We start from the raw sequence: 16,201 nt of genomic DNA, 5'->3' as shown, positions 1-16,201 counted from the left end.
CGGTCATCTCCGGCGTTCCCCTTTCACGAACGTTCGATTGCTTGCCGCGGGCCTTGAGCCAGGCGTTCATCTCGGCGATCTCCGCTTCCTGCGTCTTGATCACCGCTTCCGCAAGTTTGCGGATTTCGGGATCCTTGCCGTATTGAAGCTCGACCTTGGCCATATCGATCGCGCCCTGATGGTGAGGGACCATTCCGCGAACGAAGTCCACGTCGGCATCGCCGCTATACTCGATCATCATATCCTTGTGCATCCTGTCGTTCGCCTCGCTGAAAGCGTGGCTGGAAGCATTGTGGCTGCCCATCGGCTTGCTCATGTCCATGGACATGTCTTCGGCAAGGGCCGGGGCGGCAACGATGGCGAGCATTGCGGTAAGCGTGATGATTTTCAAAGACATGAGAGTTCCTTCCTCTGTCTGACAATAAATACGTCGGCAGTCGAAGCCGCCTGATCTGCGTGTAAAATCGGTTGTCAGCCCAGTCGGGGAGGAGGCGCCTGCGGAGCGGGTCTATTGTCGTCAAGGGCGCGGACGAGCGGCGGCGGGGGATAGCCGAAGGCGGGTTTTCCGTCGGCCATAACAATCACCGTCGGGGGCAGCAGAAGGCAGGCGGCGCAAAGCGGCATATGCGCGGCGTCTCCGCTCGCACAGGGATCTTTTGCGGGAGTGGTTTTTCCCGCTCCTTCGTGCATATCCATGCCGGCCATTTCATGATGCATGCTGCCGCTTTCGACCGCGGCCGGCGCATTCATCGACGCACACGTCGGACAGCCTGCCCATGCGGACATGGCGCTATAGACCAGCCAGCCGAGAAACATCGTGATGAGAGCGAGCGTGCGCATGACGTCCATATAGGCGAATGCCGGCCGCAAGCCAAGGACGGCCGGCAGTCACATCTCGATCACCAGGCGGCGATGACCTTGTGTTCGATCCGGTAATCCCGGCTCTCCTCGCCGAGCGGTGCGACCGGCCATGTCCAGGCCGCCTTTGCCGGCGGCGGCAGAATGCCGTGCAGCAGGTCGGCCTCCTCATGGATTTTGCTATTGCGGTCGATGACGGCATAGGCGATGTCGGTCACCAGGCAATGGCGGCAGGCAAGCTCGGAAAGCCCGGCCAGATGCGCGGTGATCAGCCGTTCCACGGTGTCGGCCGGCATCCCGCCGGTGGCGGCCTCGTAGCGCCGTTTCACGCCGCGGCCGATCTGCGACAGGAGATTGGCCGAAACCACGAGATCGAGATAGGGCACCGAACGCAGGAAGCCGAGCGGTTCGGGCTCTTTGCCGGCCGCAAGCTCGTCGTAGCCGGAAAGATCGCGCTCGATCAGCCGGACATTGCGGTAGCCCTTGGCCGACAGCCACAGGCGAACCGAGGCGAGGTGAACGAGATCGACCAGAACGACGGTGTCGAAGTCCCTTGCCAGTTCCTCGATCGGCACGTCGCGCAAGAGGCCGGAGCCGAGCACCACGGCCGTCCGCTTCTGCCTGAGACCGGCGGTCGCCGCACGTATCGCATTCCGGCTCATCTCCTCGTGTTCGGCCCAATCGCTGGCGCAGCGCCTGGCGCGCGACCAGAGATTGACCGAGTAACGGATGAACTTTCGATGCGGCTTGCCGGTGAGCGGCCATGTCGCGGCATAGAGAAGCGCTTCAGCGATCATGATGCATATCCCGCCTTCTGATGGATGCCTTCCCGTTCAATCGATTCTCGCAGCGACATCAAGACCCTTCGCCCTTGCCGCTCCCCGCCCGATCGGTTAGGAAACCGCCACTGTCACAGTCAGCGGAATTCCCGGAAATGAACGACAAGCAGAAGAAACCGCAAAAGCTCAAGGCCCGCCTGCCGCGCGGCTTCGTCGACCGTGCGGCGAGCGATATCCGCGCCGTCAACGAGATGACGGCTAAGATCCGGGAAGTCTATGAGCATTACGGCTTCGATCCTGTGGAAACACCGCTGTTCGAATATACCGATGCGCTCGGCAAGTTCCTGCCCGACAGCGACCGGCCGAACGAGGGCGTCTTCTCGCTGCAGGACGACGATGAGCAATGGATGTCGCTGCGCTACGACTTGACGGCGCCGCTCGCCCGTCATGTCGCCGAGAATTTCAACGAGATCCAGCTTCCCTACCGCACCTATCGCGCCGGCTACGTCTTCCGTAACGAGAAGCCAGGCCCCGGCCGCTTCCGCCAGTTCATGCAGTTCGATGCCGACACCGTCGGCGCGCCGGGTGTCCAGGCCGATGCCGAAATGTGCATGATGATGGCCGATACGCTGGAGGCCCTCGGCATCAAGCGCGGCGACTATGTCATCCGCGTCAACAACCGCAAGGTCCTGGACGGCGTGCTGGAGGCGATCGGCCTCGGCGGCGACGACAAGGCCGGCCAGCGGCTGAACGTGCTGCGCGCCATCGACAAGCTCGACAAGTTCGGTCCGGAAGGCGTTCGCTTGCTGTTAGGCGAAGGCCGTAAGGATGAATCCGGTGACTTCACTAAAGGGGCAGGACTTGACCCCGTAGCTGTGGAATTCCTAATCGCGGTAGTGCTACGGCAGCCTTACTTGGAAGGTGGAAAGTCCTCGAGAGCAGACGAGATTAATCAGGCGCTGAAAGAAAATAGCGTCTACAATCAGGGCTTCTCCGAACTCGATACAATCCATCATCTGGTAACGGCTGCAGGTTATCAGTCCGACCGCATCAAGATCGATCCCTCTGTCGTCCGTGGCCTCGAATATTACACCGGGCCCGTTTACGAGGCCGAGCTTCTCTTCGACGTCACCAATGAGAAGGGCGAGAAGGTCGTCTTCGGTTCGGTCGGCGGCGGCGGCCGTTACGACGGCCTCGTCTCCCGCTTCATGGGCCAGCCGGTCCCCGCGACCGGCTTTTCGATCGGCGTTTCCAGGCTGATGACGGCGCTGAAGAACCTCGGTAAGCTCGGCGCCAGCGAAGTGATCGAGCCGGTGCTGGTGACCGTCATGGACGGTGATGTCGAGGCGATGGGCCGTTATCAGAAGATGACGCAGCAGTTGCGCGCCGCCGGCATCCGCGCCGAGATGTTCCAGGGCAACTGGAAGAAGTTCGGCAACCAGCTGAAATATGCCGACCGCCGCGGCTGCCCCGTCGCCATCATCCAGGGCGGCGACGAGCGCGCAACCGGTGTCGTGCAGATCAAGGACCTGATCGAGGGCAAGCGGCTCTCCGGCGAAATCGAGGATAATGCCAGCTGGCGCGAAGCCCGCGTGGCGCAAGAGACCGTGCCGGAATCCGACCTCGTCGCCAAAGTGAAAGAGATCCTTGCCGCACAGGCGGAGGATCGCAAGAGGGCTGGCGGCGATGTCTGAGGCATACCCCCCTCTGCCCTGCCGGGCATCTCCCCCACAAGGGGGGAGATCGGCTAGGAGAGGCCTCTTGCTCCTACCAGACGCCTTAGATGGCCGAAACCATTTGGCGCACGCTCAATATTTCGGGAGGCCCGCGCGTCTTGCCGATCTCCCCCCCTGTGGGGGAGATGCCTGGCAAGGCAGAGGGGGGTGCGTTCCGACAAGCTCTTCGCCTACTATTCGGAGCGCGGCATGCCCCTGATCAATCTCCCCGAGTTCGCCACCGACCTTCTGGCCGAATTCGACGCCCGCAACGCCGAGCGCATCGATACGCCGGTCATTCAGCCGGCCGAGCCTTTCCTCGATATCGCCGGCGAGGATTTGCGCCGGCGCATCTTCATGACCGAGAGCGAAACCGGTGCCAGCCTCTGCCTGCGTCCGGAATTCACCATCCCCGTCTGTCTGCGCCACATCGAGACCGCGACCGGCACGCCGAAGCGTTATGCCTATCTCGGCGAGGTCTTCCGCCAGCGCCGCGACGGCGCCAACGAATTCTATCAGGCCGGCATCGAGGATCTCGGCGACATCAACATACCGAGCGCCGACGCCCGCGCCATCGGCGACGCCACCGCCATTCTTGCGCGCCTGCTGCCCGGCCGACGCCTGTCGGTGACGCTTGGCGACCAGGCGGTGTTCGAGGCGGTCGTCCAGGCGCTCGGCCTGCCGCTCGGCTGGCAGAAGCGGCTGATCCACGCCTTCGGCAACATGACACAGCTGGAGGCGCTGCTGGCCGGTCTCGTCAGTCCGCAATTCGTCACCGGCCTCGACGACGATATCGCCAAGCTTGTCGCATCAGGCGACGAGCAGGCGCTGGTCGCCCATATCGAGCAGGAAATGCAGGCGACGGGTTATTCGACCAATGCCAGCCGCTCGCCGCTGGAGATCGCCCGCAGGCTCAAGGAAAAGCTCATCCTGTCCGAAACGCGCCTCGACGATGCCGCCTTCCATGTGCTGGAAGAATTCCTGTCGCTCGATGTACCGCTCGTCAATGCGTCCGCGGCACTGGCCGGTTTCGCCGATGCGGCCGGGCTGAAACTCGGCAATGCGCTCTCCCGCTTCAACGGCCGGGTCGCCGCCCTTGCCAATGCCGGTGTCGATCTTTCCGGCATTGGATACCGCGCCGCCTTCGGGCGTCCGCTCGATTATTATACCGGTCTCGTCTTCGAGGTGACGGTGGAGGGATCGGCCGCGGTTCTGGCCGGCGGCGGACGCTTCGACAAGCTCCTGACCTTCCTCGGCGCCACGGACCGCATTCCGGCGGTCGGCTTCTCCTTCTGGCTCGACCGTATCGAAACCGAAAGAGCAGCCGCATGACCATCACCATTGCGCTTCCCTCCAAGGGCCGGATGAAAGACGACGCTTCGGCGATCTTCGAGCGGGCCGGCATGCCGATAACGGCCGTCGGCAACGACCGCTCCTATCGCGGCCGCGTCGAAGGCTGGGACGATGTCGAGGTCGCCTTCCTGTCGGCTTCCGAGATTTCCCGCGAACTCGGCAACGGCACCGTCGATTTCGGCGTCACCGGCGAGGATCTGATGCGGGAAGGTTTTGCCGAGGTCGACAAGCGCGTCGAATTCTGCGCCCGCCTCGGCTTCGGCCATGCCGATGTCGTCGTCGCCGTGCCGGAGATCTGGCTTGACGTCGAGACCATGGCCGATCTCGGCGACGTCGCCGCCGATTTCCGCGCCCGCCACTCCAGGCGTCTTGCCATCGCCACCAAATACTGGCGCCTGACCCAGCAGTTCTTCTCGAGCCAGCACGGCATCCAGCTTTATCGCATCGTCGAAAGCCTCGGCGCCACCGAAGGCGCTCCCGCTTCCGGTTCCGCCGATATCATCGTCGATATCACCTCAACCGGCTCGACGTTGCGCGCCAACCACCTGAAGGTGCTTCAGGATGGCGTCATCCTGCACTCGCAGGCCTGCCTCGTGCGTGCCCGCAGGGAAACCCATGCCGGCGAACCCGTCGTGCAGGCGATTATCGAAGCGGTGCGCGCCGCTCTCTGATTTCGGCCATCAATGCATAAAAAAACCCGCCGTCATTCAATGACGGCGGGTTCTGCATGTCTGGGAGGACGTCTGCTGGATCAGGCAGCCGCATAGGCGCCGCGGCGGGCATCAATCGAATAGGCACCGGCACCGACGGTGGCGAGCAATATGTACGCGCCGGCAAGCGTGATGTTCTTCATGACCATGATCTGGTTGAGAATATTCACGAGTTCCGTGCCGCTTGCGTAGGGCAGGTGGAAGGCAACGCCCGTGAAGACACAGAATGCGGCGAGCAGCCAGCCGGCGATGCGGACCTGGAAGCCAGTAAGAACCGCAAGGCCGGCGAGCAGTTCGAAAAGGCCTGCGACATAGGCCAACAGGGTTGCTGCCGGCAGGCCGGCGCCGGCGATCATGCCCGCAGTACCGGCGGGATCGGTTAGCTTCATGAAACCGGAAAGGATGAACATGAAAGACAGAAGAATGCGGGCGATCAGGATGAAGGCGTTCGACATGGATGGTGTCTCCGTTGAATGGCTATGGAGATCTTAGTGCCCCCGGGCACGCTGTGGATCTCTGATATCCCTATCTCGCCTTTTTCTTTGGTTGTGCAAAGATAGACGGAAGGGGACACTTCGTTCAATAATATGAAACGACGCCCTCGCTTGCTTTTCCAGAGCCTCGTCTCCTATGGTCGGCACCCAACATGGAGTCTCCTATGGCAGATTTGTCCGCATTTCCGATCACGAGCCGCTGGCCGGCGAAAAATTCCGACATCATCCAGCTCTATTCGCTGCAGACGCCGAACGGGGTGAAAGTGTCCGTCGCCCTCGAAGAGCTCGGCCTCGCCTATGAGCCGCATTATATTTCCTTCGCCGCCAACGAACAGAAATCGCCGGAATTTGAATCCCTCAATCCGAACGGCCGCATTCCGGCAATCATCGATCCGAACGGGCCGGGGGGAAAGCCGATCGGCCTTTTCGAATCCGGCGCCATCCTGCTTTATCTCGCGGAAAAGACCGGCAAGCTCATCCCTGAGGATGCGGCCGGCCGCTACGAATGCATTCAGTGGGTGTTTTTCCAGATGGCGGGCATCGGCCCGATGCTCGGCCAGTTTGGGCATTTCTACAAATTCGCCGCCGACAAGGTCGCGAATAATTCTTATCCGGTGGAGCGCTATCGCGATGAATCCAAACGCCTGCTCGGCGTGCTCGAAGGCCGGCTGAAGGACCGCCAGTGGATCATGGGCGGTCAGTATACGATCGCCGACATCACCACTTTCACTTGGGTTCGCGGTGCCGATATCTTCTATGGCGGCCGCGAGGTTCTCGAATATGCGAAATTCCCCGCCGTCTCGGATTGGCTGGAGCGCTGCATCGCCCGTCCGGCGAGCGCCAGGGGGCTCAATATTCCCGTCAAGCCGGAGTAGCGATCCCTGCGCAAAGGCCGCTCTCGGAAGCGGCCTCAACTGCGTGACAGCCCTTGGCCTTGCGCCGAGGATATGCTGCCCTATTGAGCCCAGGCAGATACTCGGGACAAGCCCGAGTATGACGAAAGAGGAGTTGACCGGTTTTTTAGCAGCCGGACCGCTTTCAGCGAAGACCGTTATTTCACCCGCCCGCTTCTATCGCCAACTCGTGATCTGGTTTGCGCCTTCGAGCTTGAAGCGCGGGAAGATGAAGACGCCGGCCATGCTGCCGCTGTATTTCTCCTCGAGGCCGTTCGACTCGCCCATGCAGAAGAGCGGCTGGCGGAAGCCGTTCGGCATGATGATCGTCGTCGAAAAGCAGAAGGAGGAGCAGCGCGTCGCCGCCTGCTCGAACAGTTCCAGCACGTGGCTGCGATCCTTCGTGTCGTAGCAGCGGATGAGGTTCAAAAGCCCGCATTCCGGTGCGGAGAGACCGTGCAGCATCGAACTCCATTCACCGAGACGGATTACGCCGGTCGAAAAATCTCCGGCCCAGGCTTCGGAAACGGAAAACTGCGCCAGCATTTCGTGATTGCGATTGTTGTCGTTCAGCGAGCCGGGCATCAGGGGCATGGCTGTATTGGCTTTGGCGATCTTAAACAAGGCGTTCCCCAGTTCGGATGCGGCTCCTCCGCCGCACGCTCGGCAAACACAAAGAAACAGAATCACGCAGCAGCGGGCATGATGCCCGCGCTTCATCCGGCGATCGTTGCCACAGTCAGAAGCTCTCCGGAAACGGAGCCTTCGAAAGCCGAACCTTCTCGTATCGCCTTTTGCGCTCCGGCCTCGTCTATTGGCGAAAAATTATCGCCGGGCGCACGTCAATTGCAGCGCGGATTTATAGGGGCTTTTGCACAAACGGCAACGGCTTTTTAAGGGGTGTTCGGATCGGCGACGCTTGTCTAATTGCCTCAGCTCCGATTTGCCGTCCCAGCGACAGCGCCAAAAACGCCGCTTTGAGCGCTTTGAAAACGTTTCCACACTCTTCCAGACCCGAAAACCCGCCGCAACAGGGCATTCCCCTGCTTATTTCCGCGGCGGGAGAAATACACAGCGCCGCAAGCTCCACGAAAGCTTGCCGGACAGAAAAGGCAGCTCGCGCCATAAAATGGTGCGCAACGGATCGAATCGCCTGAACATGGGAATGAGGCGCAAAAGAAAAGGGCGGCCCGAAGGCCGCCCTTCCTATTCCGGATGTGCCGGAATGGATATCAGCGATGGCTTTCGCCTATCACATCATGTCCATTCCACCCATGCCGCCCATGCCGCCCGGCATAGCCGGAGCGTCCTTCTTCGGCAGCTCGGCGATCATGGCTTCGGTGGTGATCAGCAGCGATGCAACGGAAGCGGCATCCTGCAGGGCGGTGCGAACGACCTTGACCGGGTCGATGATGCCCATGCCGATCATGTCGCCATATTCGCCGGTCTGGGCGTTGTAGCCCCAGTTGTCCTGATCCTTGTCGAGGATCTTGCCGACAACGATCGAGGCTTCGTCGCCTGCGTTCTCAGCGATCTGGCGGGCCGGAGCCTGCAGAGCGCGGCGAACGATGTTGACGCCGGCTTCCTGGTCGTCGTTAATACCCTTGGAGGTGATCTTGACGGAGGAACGCAGCAGGGCAACGCCGCCGCCCGGTACGATGCCTTCCTGAACGGCAGCGCGCGTCGCGTTGAGGGCGTCGTCGATGCGGTCCTTCTTTTCCTTCACTTCGACTTCCGTCGAGCCGCCGACGCGGATGACGGCGACGCCGCCAGCGAGCTTGGCAAGACGTTCCTGCAGCTTCTCGCGGTCGTAGTCGGAGGTGGTCTCTTCGATCTGGGCCTTGATCTGGGCAACACGGCCTTCGATGTCGGACTTGGCGCCCGAACCGTCGACGATCGTGGTGTTTTCCTTGGAGATCGAAACCTTCTTGGCGCGGCCGAGCATGTCGAGCGTAACGCTCTCGAGCTTGATGCCGAGGTCTTCGGAGATCACGGTGCCGCCCGTCAGGATGGCGATGTCTTCCAGCATGGCCTTGCGGCGGTCGCCGAAGCCAGGAGCCTTGACGGCAGCGATCTTCAGGCCGCCGCGCAGCTTGTTGACGACGAGCGTTGCAAGAGCTTCGCCTTCGACGTCTTCAGCGATGATGAGGAGCGGCTTGCCGGTCTGGACGACGGCTTCGAGAACCGGGAGCATCGACTGCAGGTTCGAGAGCTTCTTCTCGTGGAGGAGAATGAAGACGTCCTCGAGGTCGGCGACCATCTTTTCCGGGTTGGTGACGAAGTAGGGGCTGAGGTAGCCGCGGTCGAACTGCATGCCTTCGACGACTTCGAGCTCGGTTTCGGCGGTCTTGGCTTCTTCAACCGTGATGACGCCTTCGTTGCCAACCTTCTGCATGGCTTCAGCGATGTCGAGACCGACCTGGCGCTCGCCGTTCGCGGAGATCGTGCCGACCTGAGCGACTTCTTCCGAGGTGTTGATCTTCTTGGCCTTGGCCTGGAGATCCTTGACGACTTCGGCGACGGCGAGATCGATGCCGCGCTTCAGGTCCATCGGGTTCATGCCGGCGGCAACGGCCTTGGCGCCTTCGCGAACGATCGCCTGGGCAAGAACGGTTGCAGTCGTGGTGCCGTCGCCGGCGATGTCGTTGGTCTTCGAAGCAACTTCGCGGACCATCTGGGCGCCCATGTTCTCGAACTTGTCTTCGAGTTCGATTTCCTTGGCGACCGAAACGCCGTCCTTGGTGATGCGCGGCGCGCCGAAGGACTTGTCGATGATGACGTTACGGCCCTTCGGGCCGAGCGTGACCTTGACCGCATCGGCGAGAATGTCGACGCCGCGCAGCATCTTTTCGCGCGCGGTGCGGCCAAACTTGATTTCTTTAGCTGCCATGTTTGTGACTCCTGAATTCGATTTGTTCGGGCAAAAAGCCCGTCAGCCATTTCGGGAAAGCGGATCGGCCAATCAGCCGATGATGCCCATGATGTCGGCTTCCTTCATGATCAGAAGGTCTTCGCCGTTGATCTTGACTTCGGTGCCGGACCACTTGCCGAACAGGACGCGGTCGCCAGCCTTGACGTCGAGAGCCACGACCTTGCCGGACTCGTCACGAGCGCCGGAACCGACGGCGACGATTTCGCCTTCCTGCGGCTTTTCCTTGGCGGTGTCGGGAATGATGATGCCGCCCTTGGTCTTCTCTTCGGACTCGACGCGACGAACAACGACGCGGTCGTGAAGCGGACGGAAATTGGTGCTTGCCATTGTCTAATCCCTCGATCGAATGACATTCGCGGACCGGAGTGGCCCACATGGATAGATGTTAGCACTCCCTTGCGGTGAGTGCTAGCGACGAGCATTTAGGGATGGCTCCAAGAGGAGTCAATGAGAGCAATCACGAATTTTTGTGCCGGAATTGTGAAGAGGCCGGAGAATTGCGGAGATTGCCGCCGAAACCCGGCCCGTTGCAGAATGGCGAAGAAAATGCCTTGCCATCGCCTTGCGCCTTTGCAATGTCACCGATGCTGAAGCAAATCGGGAAATTGAAATGGCCAGGCGGATAGAAAACTTCTCCGAGATCACGGATCGCTATGATGTGGTGCTCTGTGATGTCTGGGGCGTCGTTCACAACGGCGTCGATCCGTTCCCTAAGGCCGCCGCGGCCCTTCAGGCCGCCCGCGAGAGCGGCCTTGCCGTCGTGCTGATCACCAATTCGCCGCGCCTTTCCTGGCAGGTCGTCGAGCAGTTGCGCCATATCGGCGTGCCCGACAGCGCCTATGACAGGATCGTCACCTCGGGCGACGTCACGCGCGGGCTGATTTCGGAAGGGCCGAAGACGGTCTTCCTGCTCGGCCCCGAGCGCGACAAGGCGCTTCTCGAAGGCATCGGCGTCGAGCGGGTGCCGGCGGGCGAGGCGCGATCGCTGGTCTGCACCGGCTTTTTCGACGACGAGACCGAGAAGCCCGAGGATTACACCGACATGCTTCTGGATTTTCAGGCGCGCGAAGTGCCGATGATCTGCGCCAATCCCGATCTCGTCGTCGAGCGCGGCCACCGCATCATTCCCTGCGCCGGCGCCATGGCCGCCTATTACGAGCAGCTTGGCGGCAAGACCCGCATCGCCGGCAAGCCGCACCGGCCGATCTACGAGGCGACGCTGGCGGCTGCCCGTGAGCTGCGCGGCGATTTCCCCACCGAGCGCGTGCTCGCGATCGGCGACGGCATGCCGACCGATGTGCGCGGCGCCTTGAATTTTGGCCTCGACCTTCTCTACATCAGCGGCGGTATCCACGCCAAGGAATACACCTTGAACGGCGAAACCGACGAGGCGATCCTCAATGCCTATCTCGAACGGGAAAAGGCGGCGCCGAAATGGTGGATGCCGCGCCTTGCATGAAGAGAAGCCAGCCGATGACCGTCTTCCACCGCAATGAAACCCGGGAACCTCTACCCGCCCATCTCAGAGGCGGAGTGATTGCCATCGGCAATTTCGATGGTGTCCACCGCGGCCACCAGTCGGTGCTGAATCGCGCATTGGAAATCTCCAGGGCGCGTGGCATTCCCGCTCTGGTGCTGACCTTCGAGCCGCATCCGCGCACGGTCTTCCGGCCGCAGGCGCCGGTCTTCCGCCTGACGCCCGCGCCGCTGAAAGCCCGCATTCTGGAGACGCTCGGTTTCAACGCGGTCATCGAATATCCCTTCGACTATGAATTCTCGCAGCGCTCGCCAGACGATTTCATTCATTCGATCCTGAAGGACTGGCTCGGCGCCTCCGAAGTCGTCACCGGCTTCGATTTCCATTTCGGCCGCGGCCGCGAGGGCGGTCCGGCTTTCCTGATGAATGCCGGCCAGACCTATGGCTTCGGCGTCACGCTGATCGATGCCTTCCGCGACGAAAACGCCGATGTCGTCTCGTCGAGCCATATCCGCGCACTTCTGACGGACGGCAATGTCAGCGAAGTCGCCGGCATGCTCGGCTATCGCTATACTGTCGAAGCCGAAGTGATCGACGGAGAAAAACTCGGCCGCCAGCTCGGTTTCCCCACGGCCAACATGCGCCTGCCGCCCGAGGTCGAACTCGCCCCCGGCATCTATGCCGTCCGCTTCCGCCGCCAGGACGGAACGCTCTACGATGCCGTCGCCAGCTACGGCCGCCGCCCGACGGTGACGGAAAACGGCGCCCCGCTGCTCGAAACCTATCTCTTCGACTTCAGCGGCGATCTCTACGGCCAGCTCTGCTCGGTCTCCTTCTTCGGTTATTTGAGACCCGAACTGAAATTCGACGGCCTCGATCCGCTCGTCGCCCAGATCAAGCGCGATGAGGAAGAGGCGAGGGCGCTGCTGGCGGGCGTCGTGCCGCTCGGTGAACTCGACCGGAAGCTCTGCTTTTCCTGAGACGACATCAGGCAGAGGATTATCTCAGGCATCAGTAAGAACTCGGCCCGCCTTGGGATCGAATGCGGCGATTTCTTCTCTTCCTTTTCCCGGCAAAAACGCCTATGAACCGGCGCTATGACGAAACTTCGGCTGGCGATCACGATGCGAATTATCGGCCCGGCCTTCCGCGCGCGCTAAGCGGCCGGGAGGTCCGGGTTTTCGGCGCTTGCGAGCAGGCGCTTCCGCCGCCACCTATTTTCACGTCCGTTGCGCCCCTTCCTGGGCCGCCAGAAACGATTGTCACACATGACCGAAACAGCCGAAAAGATCGATTACTCGAAGACCCTCTATCTGCCTGAAACCGATTTCCCGATGCGCGCCGGCCTGCCGCAGAAGGAGCCGGAACTCGTTGCCCGCTGGCAGCAGATGGATCTTTACAAGAAGCTGCGCGCTTCCGCCGCCGGCCGCGAAAAATTCGTCCTGCACGACGGCCCGCCCTATGCCAACGGCAACATCCATATCGGCCACGCGCTGAACAAGATCCTCAAGGACGTCATCACCCGCTCCTTCCAGATGCGCGGTTACGACTCCAACTACGTTCCGGGCTGGGACTGCCACGGCCTGCCGATCGAATGGAAGATCGAGGAAGAAAACTATCGCGCCAAGGGCAAGGCCAAGCCTGACCTGACCGAGCCGTCGGCGATGATCGAGTTCCGCCGCGAATGCCGCGCCTATGCTGAAAAGTGGATCGCCATCCAGGGCGGCGAATTCCAGCGCCTCGGCATCATCGGCGATTTCGAAAACCCGTATCTGACGATGAACTTCCATGCGGAAAGCCGCATCGCCGGCGAACTCTTGAAGATCGCCAAATCGGGCCAGCTCTATCGTGGCTCCAAGCCGATCATGTGGTCGGTCGTGGAGCGCACAGCGCTCGCGGAAGCCGAAGTCGAGTACCATGATTATGAGAGCGACACGATCTGGGTGAAATTCCCGGTGAAATTCGTCGTGCGTGATGGCGCGGAAGCGAAGTTTCGTTTGTTGGATGCATCTGTCGTCATCTGGACGACCACGCCCTGGACGATCCCCGGTAACCGGGCGATCGCCTATTCCTCGCGCGTTGCCTACGGCCTTTACGAAGTCACGGCTGCCGAGAACGATTTTGGCCCGCGTCCGGGTGAAAAGTTGATCTTCGCCGACAAGCTCGCCGAAGAATCCTTCGCCAAGGCAAAGCTGCAGTACAAGCGCCTTGCTGACGTCACCGCTGCCGATCTCGCCGGCATCACCTGCGCCCATCCGCTCAAGGGTGTCGGCGGCGGCTACGAATTCGCCGTGCCGCTGCTCGACGGCGACCACGTCACCGACGATGCCGGTACGGGCTTCGTTCACACGGCGCCGAGCCATGGCCGCGAAGACTTTGATGTCTGGATGGCGCATGCCCGTGAGATCGCGGCGCGCGGCATCGAGACCAAGATCCCGTTCCCGGTCGATGACGGCGGCTTCTACACCGCTGACGCCCCCGGCCTGGAAGGCGCACGCGTCATCGACGACAACGGCAAGAAGGGCGATGCCAATGATCGCGTCATCAAGGCGCTGATCGAGCTTAACGCGCTCTTTGCCCGGGGCCGCTTGAAGCATCAGTATCCGCATTCCTGGCGCTCCAAGAAGCCGGTGATCTTCCGCAACACGCCGCAGTGGTTCGTCTATATGGACAAGACGCTTGCGGACGGAACGACGCTGCGCACCCGCGCCCTGAAAGCGATCGACGATACCCGCTTCGTGCCGGCTGCCGGCCAGAACCGTCTGCGCGCCATGATCGAACAGCGCCCGGACTGGGTTCTCTCACGTCAGCGCGCCTGGGGCGTGCCGATCTGCGTCTTCGTCGACGAGCAGGGCGCCGTGCTGCAGGATGATGCCGTCAACCAGCGCATCCTCGATGCTTTCGACGCCGAAGGCGCCGATGCCTGGTTTGCCAAAGGCGCCAAGGAGCGGTTCCTCGGCAACGAGCATGATCCGGCCAATTGGTCGCAGGTCATGGATATCCTCGACGTCTGGTTCGACTCGGGCTCGACGCATACCTTCACGCTGGAAGACCGCCCCGACCTGAAATGGCCGGCCGATCTCTATCTCGAAGGCTCCGACCAGCATCGCGGCTGGTTCCATTCGTCGCTGCTGGAATCGGCTGCGACCCGTGGCCGCGCGCCTTACGATACTGTTCTCACCCATGGCTTCACCATGGACGAGAAGGGCGAGAAGATGTCGAAGTCGAAGGGCAACGTCACCTCGCCGCAGGAAGTGATGAAGGATGCCGGCGCCGACATCCTGCGCCTCTGGGTCATGACGTCTGACTATGCGGACGACCTGCGCGTCGGCAAGACGATCATCCAGACCAATGTCGATGCCTATCGCAAGCTGCGCAACACCATCCGCTGGATGCTCGGCACGCTGGCGCACGACAAGGGCGAAGTCATCGCGCTCACCGATCTGCCCGAGCTGGAGCAGCTGATGCTGCACCGTCTCTCCGAGCTCGATCAGCTCGTGCGCGAAAACTACGACGCCTTCGACTTCAAGAAGATCGCCCGCGCTCTCATCGACTTCGCCAATGTCGAGCTTTCGGCCTTCTACTTCGATATCCGCAAGGATGCGCTTTACTGCGATGCGCCGTCGAGCCTTCGCCGCCGCTCGGCGCTCTATGTCATCCGCATGATCTTCGATTGCATGGTGACCTGGCTTGCGCCGATGCTGCCCTTCACGACCGAAGAGGCATGGCTTTCGCGCAATCCTTCGGCCGTCTCGGTGCACCTGGAGCAGTTTGCCCCGGTTGCCGAGGAATGGCGCAACGATGCGCTGGCCGACAAGTGGAAAAAGATCCGCGCGATCCGCAGCGTCGTGACCGGCGCGCTCGAAATCGAGCGCAAGGACAAGCGCATCGGCTCTTCGCTGGAAGCTGCTCCGGTCGTGTATATCGCCGATGCGGGCCTGCGCAAGGCGCTCGAAGGGCAGGATTTCAGCGAAGTCTGCATCACTTCGGGCATCACGGTGGCGGCGGATGCCGGCCCGGCCGAAGCCTTCCGCCTGTCCGAAGTGCCTGACGTCGCGGTCGTTCCCAAGCTTGCCGAAGGTGTGAAATGCGCCCGGTCCTGGCGCATCACCACCGATGTAGGCTCCGATCCGGAATATCCCGACGTCTCGGCGCGTGACGCTGCGGCATTGCGCGAACTCGGTATCTGCGCCTGAAGATATTTGCCGGGTGAATTGCCTTTATGGCGTTCATCCGGTAAAAGCTGCCTGAAAATGGCCGGATTTTTGCGTCAGGGGGACGGTTGTCCGGTTGGGCAACGATTGCACCGGTGGCTGGAAGGGTTTTCATGTTCGCAACGCATTGGTTCCGTATGGGCGCCTGCCTGTCTGTTGTCGTGGCGGGATGCTCCTTGGTGTCCAGTTGCGCCAGCAGCCCGACCTACGGCACCGACAAGACCGCCATGGAGCAGCTGACCGACGACCTCGGCCAGTCCGTGTCGCTGACCGGACCAGGCCCGAAGAACAAGGGCGTCAAATATTCCCCGCGTCCGACGCTGGTGATGCCGGCCGAGGGCCAGAGAGAGACTCTCGTGGCGCCGCAGCAGACGATCGCCAACAAGGACAATCCGCAGTGGCTTGAATCGCCGGAGGAAACCCGCGCTCGCCTGGTTGGAGAAGCCGACGCAAACTCCGACAATCCGAACTATCGCTCGCCGCTCGCCAGCTCGGCGATCGAAGGCGGTCGCCGCACGACGGAAGCCCAGACCCAGGCCTATCGCGAAGCCCGCGCCCTGCAGAAGGGTTCCTATGTCGATCAGCGCCGCTCGATCTCCGATCCGCCGCCCGGCTATCGCACCGTCGACGACCCGGCGAAGCTCGACGATGTCGGCGAGCCCGAGCTCAAGAAGCAGAAGAAGCGCAAGAAGGACGCGGCGATCGCCAACTCCGGCAAGCAGTGGTGGAACTTCCTGCAGTAACTTGTGCGGCGCTTAGGCGCCGCCTCCATTCAG

General features: G+C 61.7%; 14 protein-coding genes and 1 pseudogene. 8 read left to right on the top strand and 7 right to left on the bottom strand.

Annotated features, from left to right (window positions below; genetic code table 11):
• Nucleotides 1-40: 40 nt before the first annotated feature.
• The 3 genes and pseudogenes from ATY76_RS31625 to ATY76_RS31615 form a co-directional block, all read right to left on the bottom strand.
• Nucleotides 41-397, bottom strand: a pseudogene (locus ATY76_RS31625) (DUF305 domain-containing protein); the annotation flags it as partial.
• A 74-nt stretch (nucleotides 398-471) separates the two neighbouring features.
• Entirely contained in the window at nucleotides 472-840 is a 369-nt protein-coding gene (locus tag ATY76_RS31620; protein WP_088678619.1) for a hypothetical protein, read from the bottom strand.
• A gap of 59 nt (nucleotides 841-899) precedes the next feature.
• Complete coding sequence (locus ATY76_RS31615) at nucleotides 900-1,655, bottom strand: hypothetical protein (protein ID WP_088678559.1); 756 nt, start codon at nucleotides 1,653-1,655, stop codon at nucleotides 900-902.
• Between the two features lie 137 nt (nucleotides 1,656-1,792).
• Between ATY76_RS31615 and hisS the strand changes: the two genes are divergently transcribed.
• The 3 genes from hisS (at nucleotide 1,793) to hisG (ending at nucleotide 5,376) form a co-directional block, all read left to right on the top strand.
• Nucleotides 1,793-3,331 (top strand): histidine--tRNA ligase, encoded by a 1,539-nt coding sequence (hisS, locus tag ATY76_RS31610; protein WP_088678558.1) that lies wholly within the window; start codon nucleotides 1,793-1,795, stop codon nucleotides 3,329-3,331.
• A 231-nt stretch (nucleotides 3,332-3,562) separates the two neighbouring features.
• A complete protein-coding gene (locus ATY76_RS31600; RefSeq protein ID WP_088678618.1) occupies nucleotides 3,563-4,684 on the top strand; it encodes an ATP phosphoribosyltransferase regulatory subunit in 1,122 nt (373 codons plus the stop codon).
• On the top strand, nucleotides 4,681-5,376 hold the full coding sequence (gene hisG, locus ATY76_RS31595; RefSeq protein ID WP_088678617.1) for an ATP phosphoribosyltransferase: 696 nt from the start codon (nucleotides 4,681-4,683) through the stop codon (nucleotides 5,374-5,376). Before ATY76_RS31600 ends, hisG begins: the two co-directional genes overlap by 4 nt.
• An 80-nt stretch (nucleotides 5,377-5,456) precedes the next feature.
• Here the strand turns inward: hisG and ATY76_RS31590 are convergent, their stop codons facing one another.
• Nucleotides 5,457-5,870 carry a DoxX family protein gene (locus ATY76_RS31590; RefSeq protein WP_088678557.1) on the bottom strand — a complete coding sequence of 138 codons (414 nt, stop codon included), beginning with the start codon at nucleotides 5,868-5,870 and terminating at the stop codon, nucleotides 5,457-5,459.
• A gap of 203 nt (nucleotides 5,871-6,073) precedes the next feature.
• On the opposite strand from ATY76_RS31590, the gene ATY76_RS31585 reads away from it, so the two are divergent.
• Nucleotides 6,074-6,784 carry a glutathione binding-like protein gene (locus ATY76_RS31585; protein ID WP_088678556.1) on the top strand — a complete coding sequence of 237 codons (711 nt, stop codon included), beginning with the start codon at nucleotides 6,074-6,076 and terminating at the stop codon, nucleotides 6,782-6,784.
• Between the two features lie 195 nt (nucleotides 6,785-6,979).
• Here the strand turns inward: ATY76_RS31585 and ATY76_RS31580 are convergent, their stop codons facing one another.
• From ATY76_RS31580 to groES, 3 genes are all read right to left on the bottom strand, one after another.
• The gene (locus tag ATY76_RS31580; protein ID WP_088678555.1) at nucleotides 6,980-7,426 is read right to left on the bottom strand and encodes a hypothetical protein; all 447 of its coding nucleotides are present in this window, start codon (nucleotides 7,424-7,426) and stop codon (nucleotides 6,980-6,982) included.
• Nucleotides 7,427-8,054: 628 nt separating this feature from the next.
• Complete coding sequence (gene groL, locus ATY76_RS31575) at nucleotides 8,055-9,692, bottom strand: chaperonin GroEL (protein ID WP_038687103.1); 1,638 nt, start codon at nucleotides 9,690-9,692, stop codon at nucleotides 8,055-8,057.
• A gap of 72 nt (nucleotides 9,693-9,764) precedes the next feature.
• Nucleotides 9,765-10,061 (bottom strand): co-chaperone GroES, encoded by a 297-nt coding sequence (gene groES / locus ATY76_RS31570; protein WP_004675403.1) that lies wholly within the window; start codon nucleotides 10,059-10,061, stop codon nucleotides 9,765-9,767.
• Between the two features lie 283 nt (nucleotides 10,062-10,344).
• On the opposite strand from groES, the gene ATY76_RS31565 reads away from it, so the two are divergent.
• The 4 genes from ATY76_RS31565 to ATY76_RS31545 all read left to right on the top strand — a co-directional run bounded on the left by ATY76_RS31565 (nucleotide 10,345) and on the right by ATY76_RS31545 (nucleotide 16,168).
• A complete protein-coding gene (locus ATY76_RS31565) occupies nucleotides 10,345-11,193 on the top strand; it encodes a TIGR01459 family HAD-type hydrolase (RefSeq protein ID WP_088678554.1) in 849 nt (282 codons plus the stop codon).
• A 14-nt stretch (nucleotides 11,194-11,207) separates the two neighbouring features.
• Nucleotides 11,208-12,191 carry a bifunctional riboflavin kinase/FAD synthetase gene (locus tag ATY76_RS31560; RefSeq protein WP_088678616.1) on the top strand — a complete coding sequence of 328 codons (984 nt, stop codon included), beginning with the start codon at nucleotides 11,208-11,210 and terminating at the stop codon, nucleotides 12,189-12,191.
• 288 nt (nucleotides 12,192-12,479) lie between these two features.
• Complete coding sequence (gene ileS / locus ATY76_RS31550; RefSeq protein WP_088678553.1) at nucleotides 12,480-15,407, top strand: isoleucine--tRNA ligase; 2,928 nt, start codon at nucleotides 12,480-12,482, stop codon at nucleotides 15,405-15,407.
• Between the two features lie 131 nt (nucleotides 15,408-15,538).
• Nucleotides 15,539-16,168, top strand: coding sequence for a hypothetical protein (locus tag ATY76_RS31545; protein ID WP_088678552.1), 630 nt, complete (start codon nucleotides 15,539-15,541; stop codon nucleotides 16,166-16,168).
• Nucleotides 16,169-16,201: the final 33 nt, after the last annotated feature.

This window comes from Rhizobium sp. R339 (assembly GCF_002211395.1).
Classification (GTDB): Bacteria; Pseudomonadota; Alphaproteobacteria; order Rhizobiales; family Rhizobiaceae; genus Rhizobium.
This window is presented reverse-complemented; position numbering and strand designations above follow the sequence as displayed.

What these genes read in the sequence shown, in the direction of transcription:
- ATY76_RS31545 (WP_088678552.1), top strand. Translation starts at nt 15,539, where the DNA reads ATGTTCGCAACGCATTGGTTCCGTATGGGCGCCTGCCTGTCTGTTGTC.
- hisS (WP_088678558.1), top strand. Translation starts at nt 1,793, where the DNA reads ATGAACGACAAGCAGAAGAAACCGCAAAAGCTCAAGGCCCGCCTGCCG.
- ATY76_RS31620 (WP_088678619.1), bottom strand. Translation starts at nt 840, where the DNA reads ATGCGCACGCTCGCTCTCATCACGATGTTTCTCGGCTGGCTGGTCTAT.
- groL (WP_038687103.1), bottom strand. Translation starts at nt 9,692, where the DNA reads ATGGCAGCTAAAGAAATCAAGTTTGGCCGCACCGCGCGCGAAAAGATG.
- ATY76_RS31590 (WP_088678557.1), bottom strand. Translation starts at nt 5,870, where the DNA reads ATGTCGAACGCCTTCATCCTGATCGCCCGCATTCTTCTGTCTTTCATG.
- ileS (WP_088678553.1), top strand. Translation starts at nt 12,480, where the DNA reads ATGACCGAAACAGCCGAAAAGATCGATTACTCGAAGACCCTCTATCTG.
- ATY76_RS31585 (WP_088678556.1), top strand. Translation starts at nt 6,074, where the DNA reads ATGGCAGATTTGTCCGCATTTCCGATCACGAGCCGCTGGCCGGCGAAA.
- ATY76_RS31600 (WP_088678618.1), top strand. Translation starts at nt 3,563, where the DNA reads ATGCCCCTGATCAATCTCCCCGAGTTCGCCACCGACCTTCTGGCCGAA.
- groES (WP_004675403.1), bottom strand. Translation starts at nt 10,061, where the DNA reads ATGGCAAGCACCAATTTCCGTCCGCTTCACGACCGCGTCGTTGTTCGT.
- ATY76_RS31560 (WP_088678616.1), top strand. Translation starts at nt 11,208, where the DNA reads ATGACCGTCTTCCACCGCAATGAAACCCGGGAACCTCTACCCGCCCAT.
- ATY76_RS31565 (WP_088678554.1), top strand. Translation starts at nt 10,345, where the DNA reads ATGGCCAGGCGGATAGAAAACTTCTCCGAGATCACGGATCGCTATGAT.
- hisG (WP_088678617.1), top strand. Translation starts at nt 4,681, where the DNA reads ATGACCATCACCATTGCGCTTCCCTCCAAGGGCCGGATGAAAGACGAC.
- ATY76_RS31615 (WP_088678559.1), bottom strand. Translation starts at nt 1,655, where the DNA reads ATGATCGCTGAAGCGCTTCTCTATGCCGCGACATGGCCGCTCACCGGC.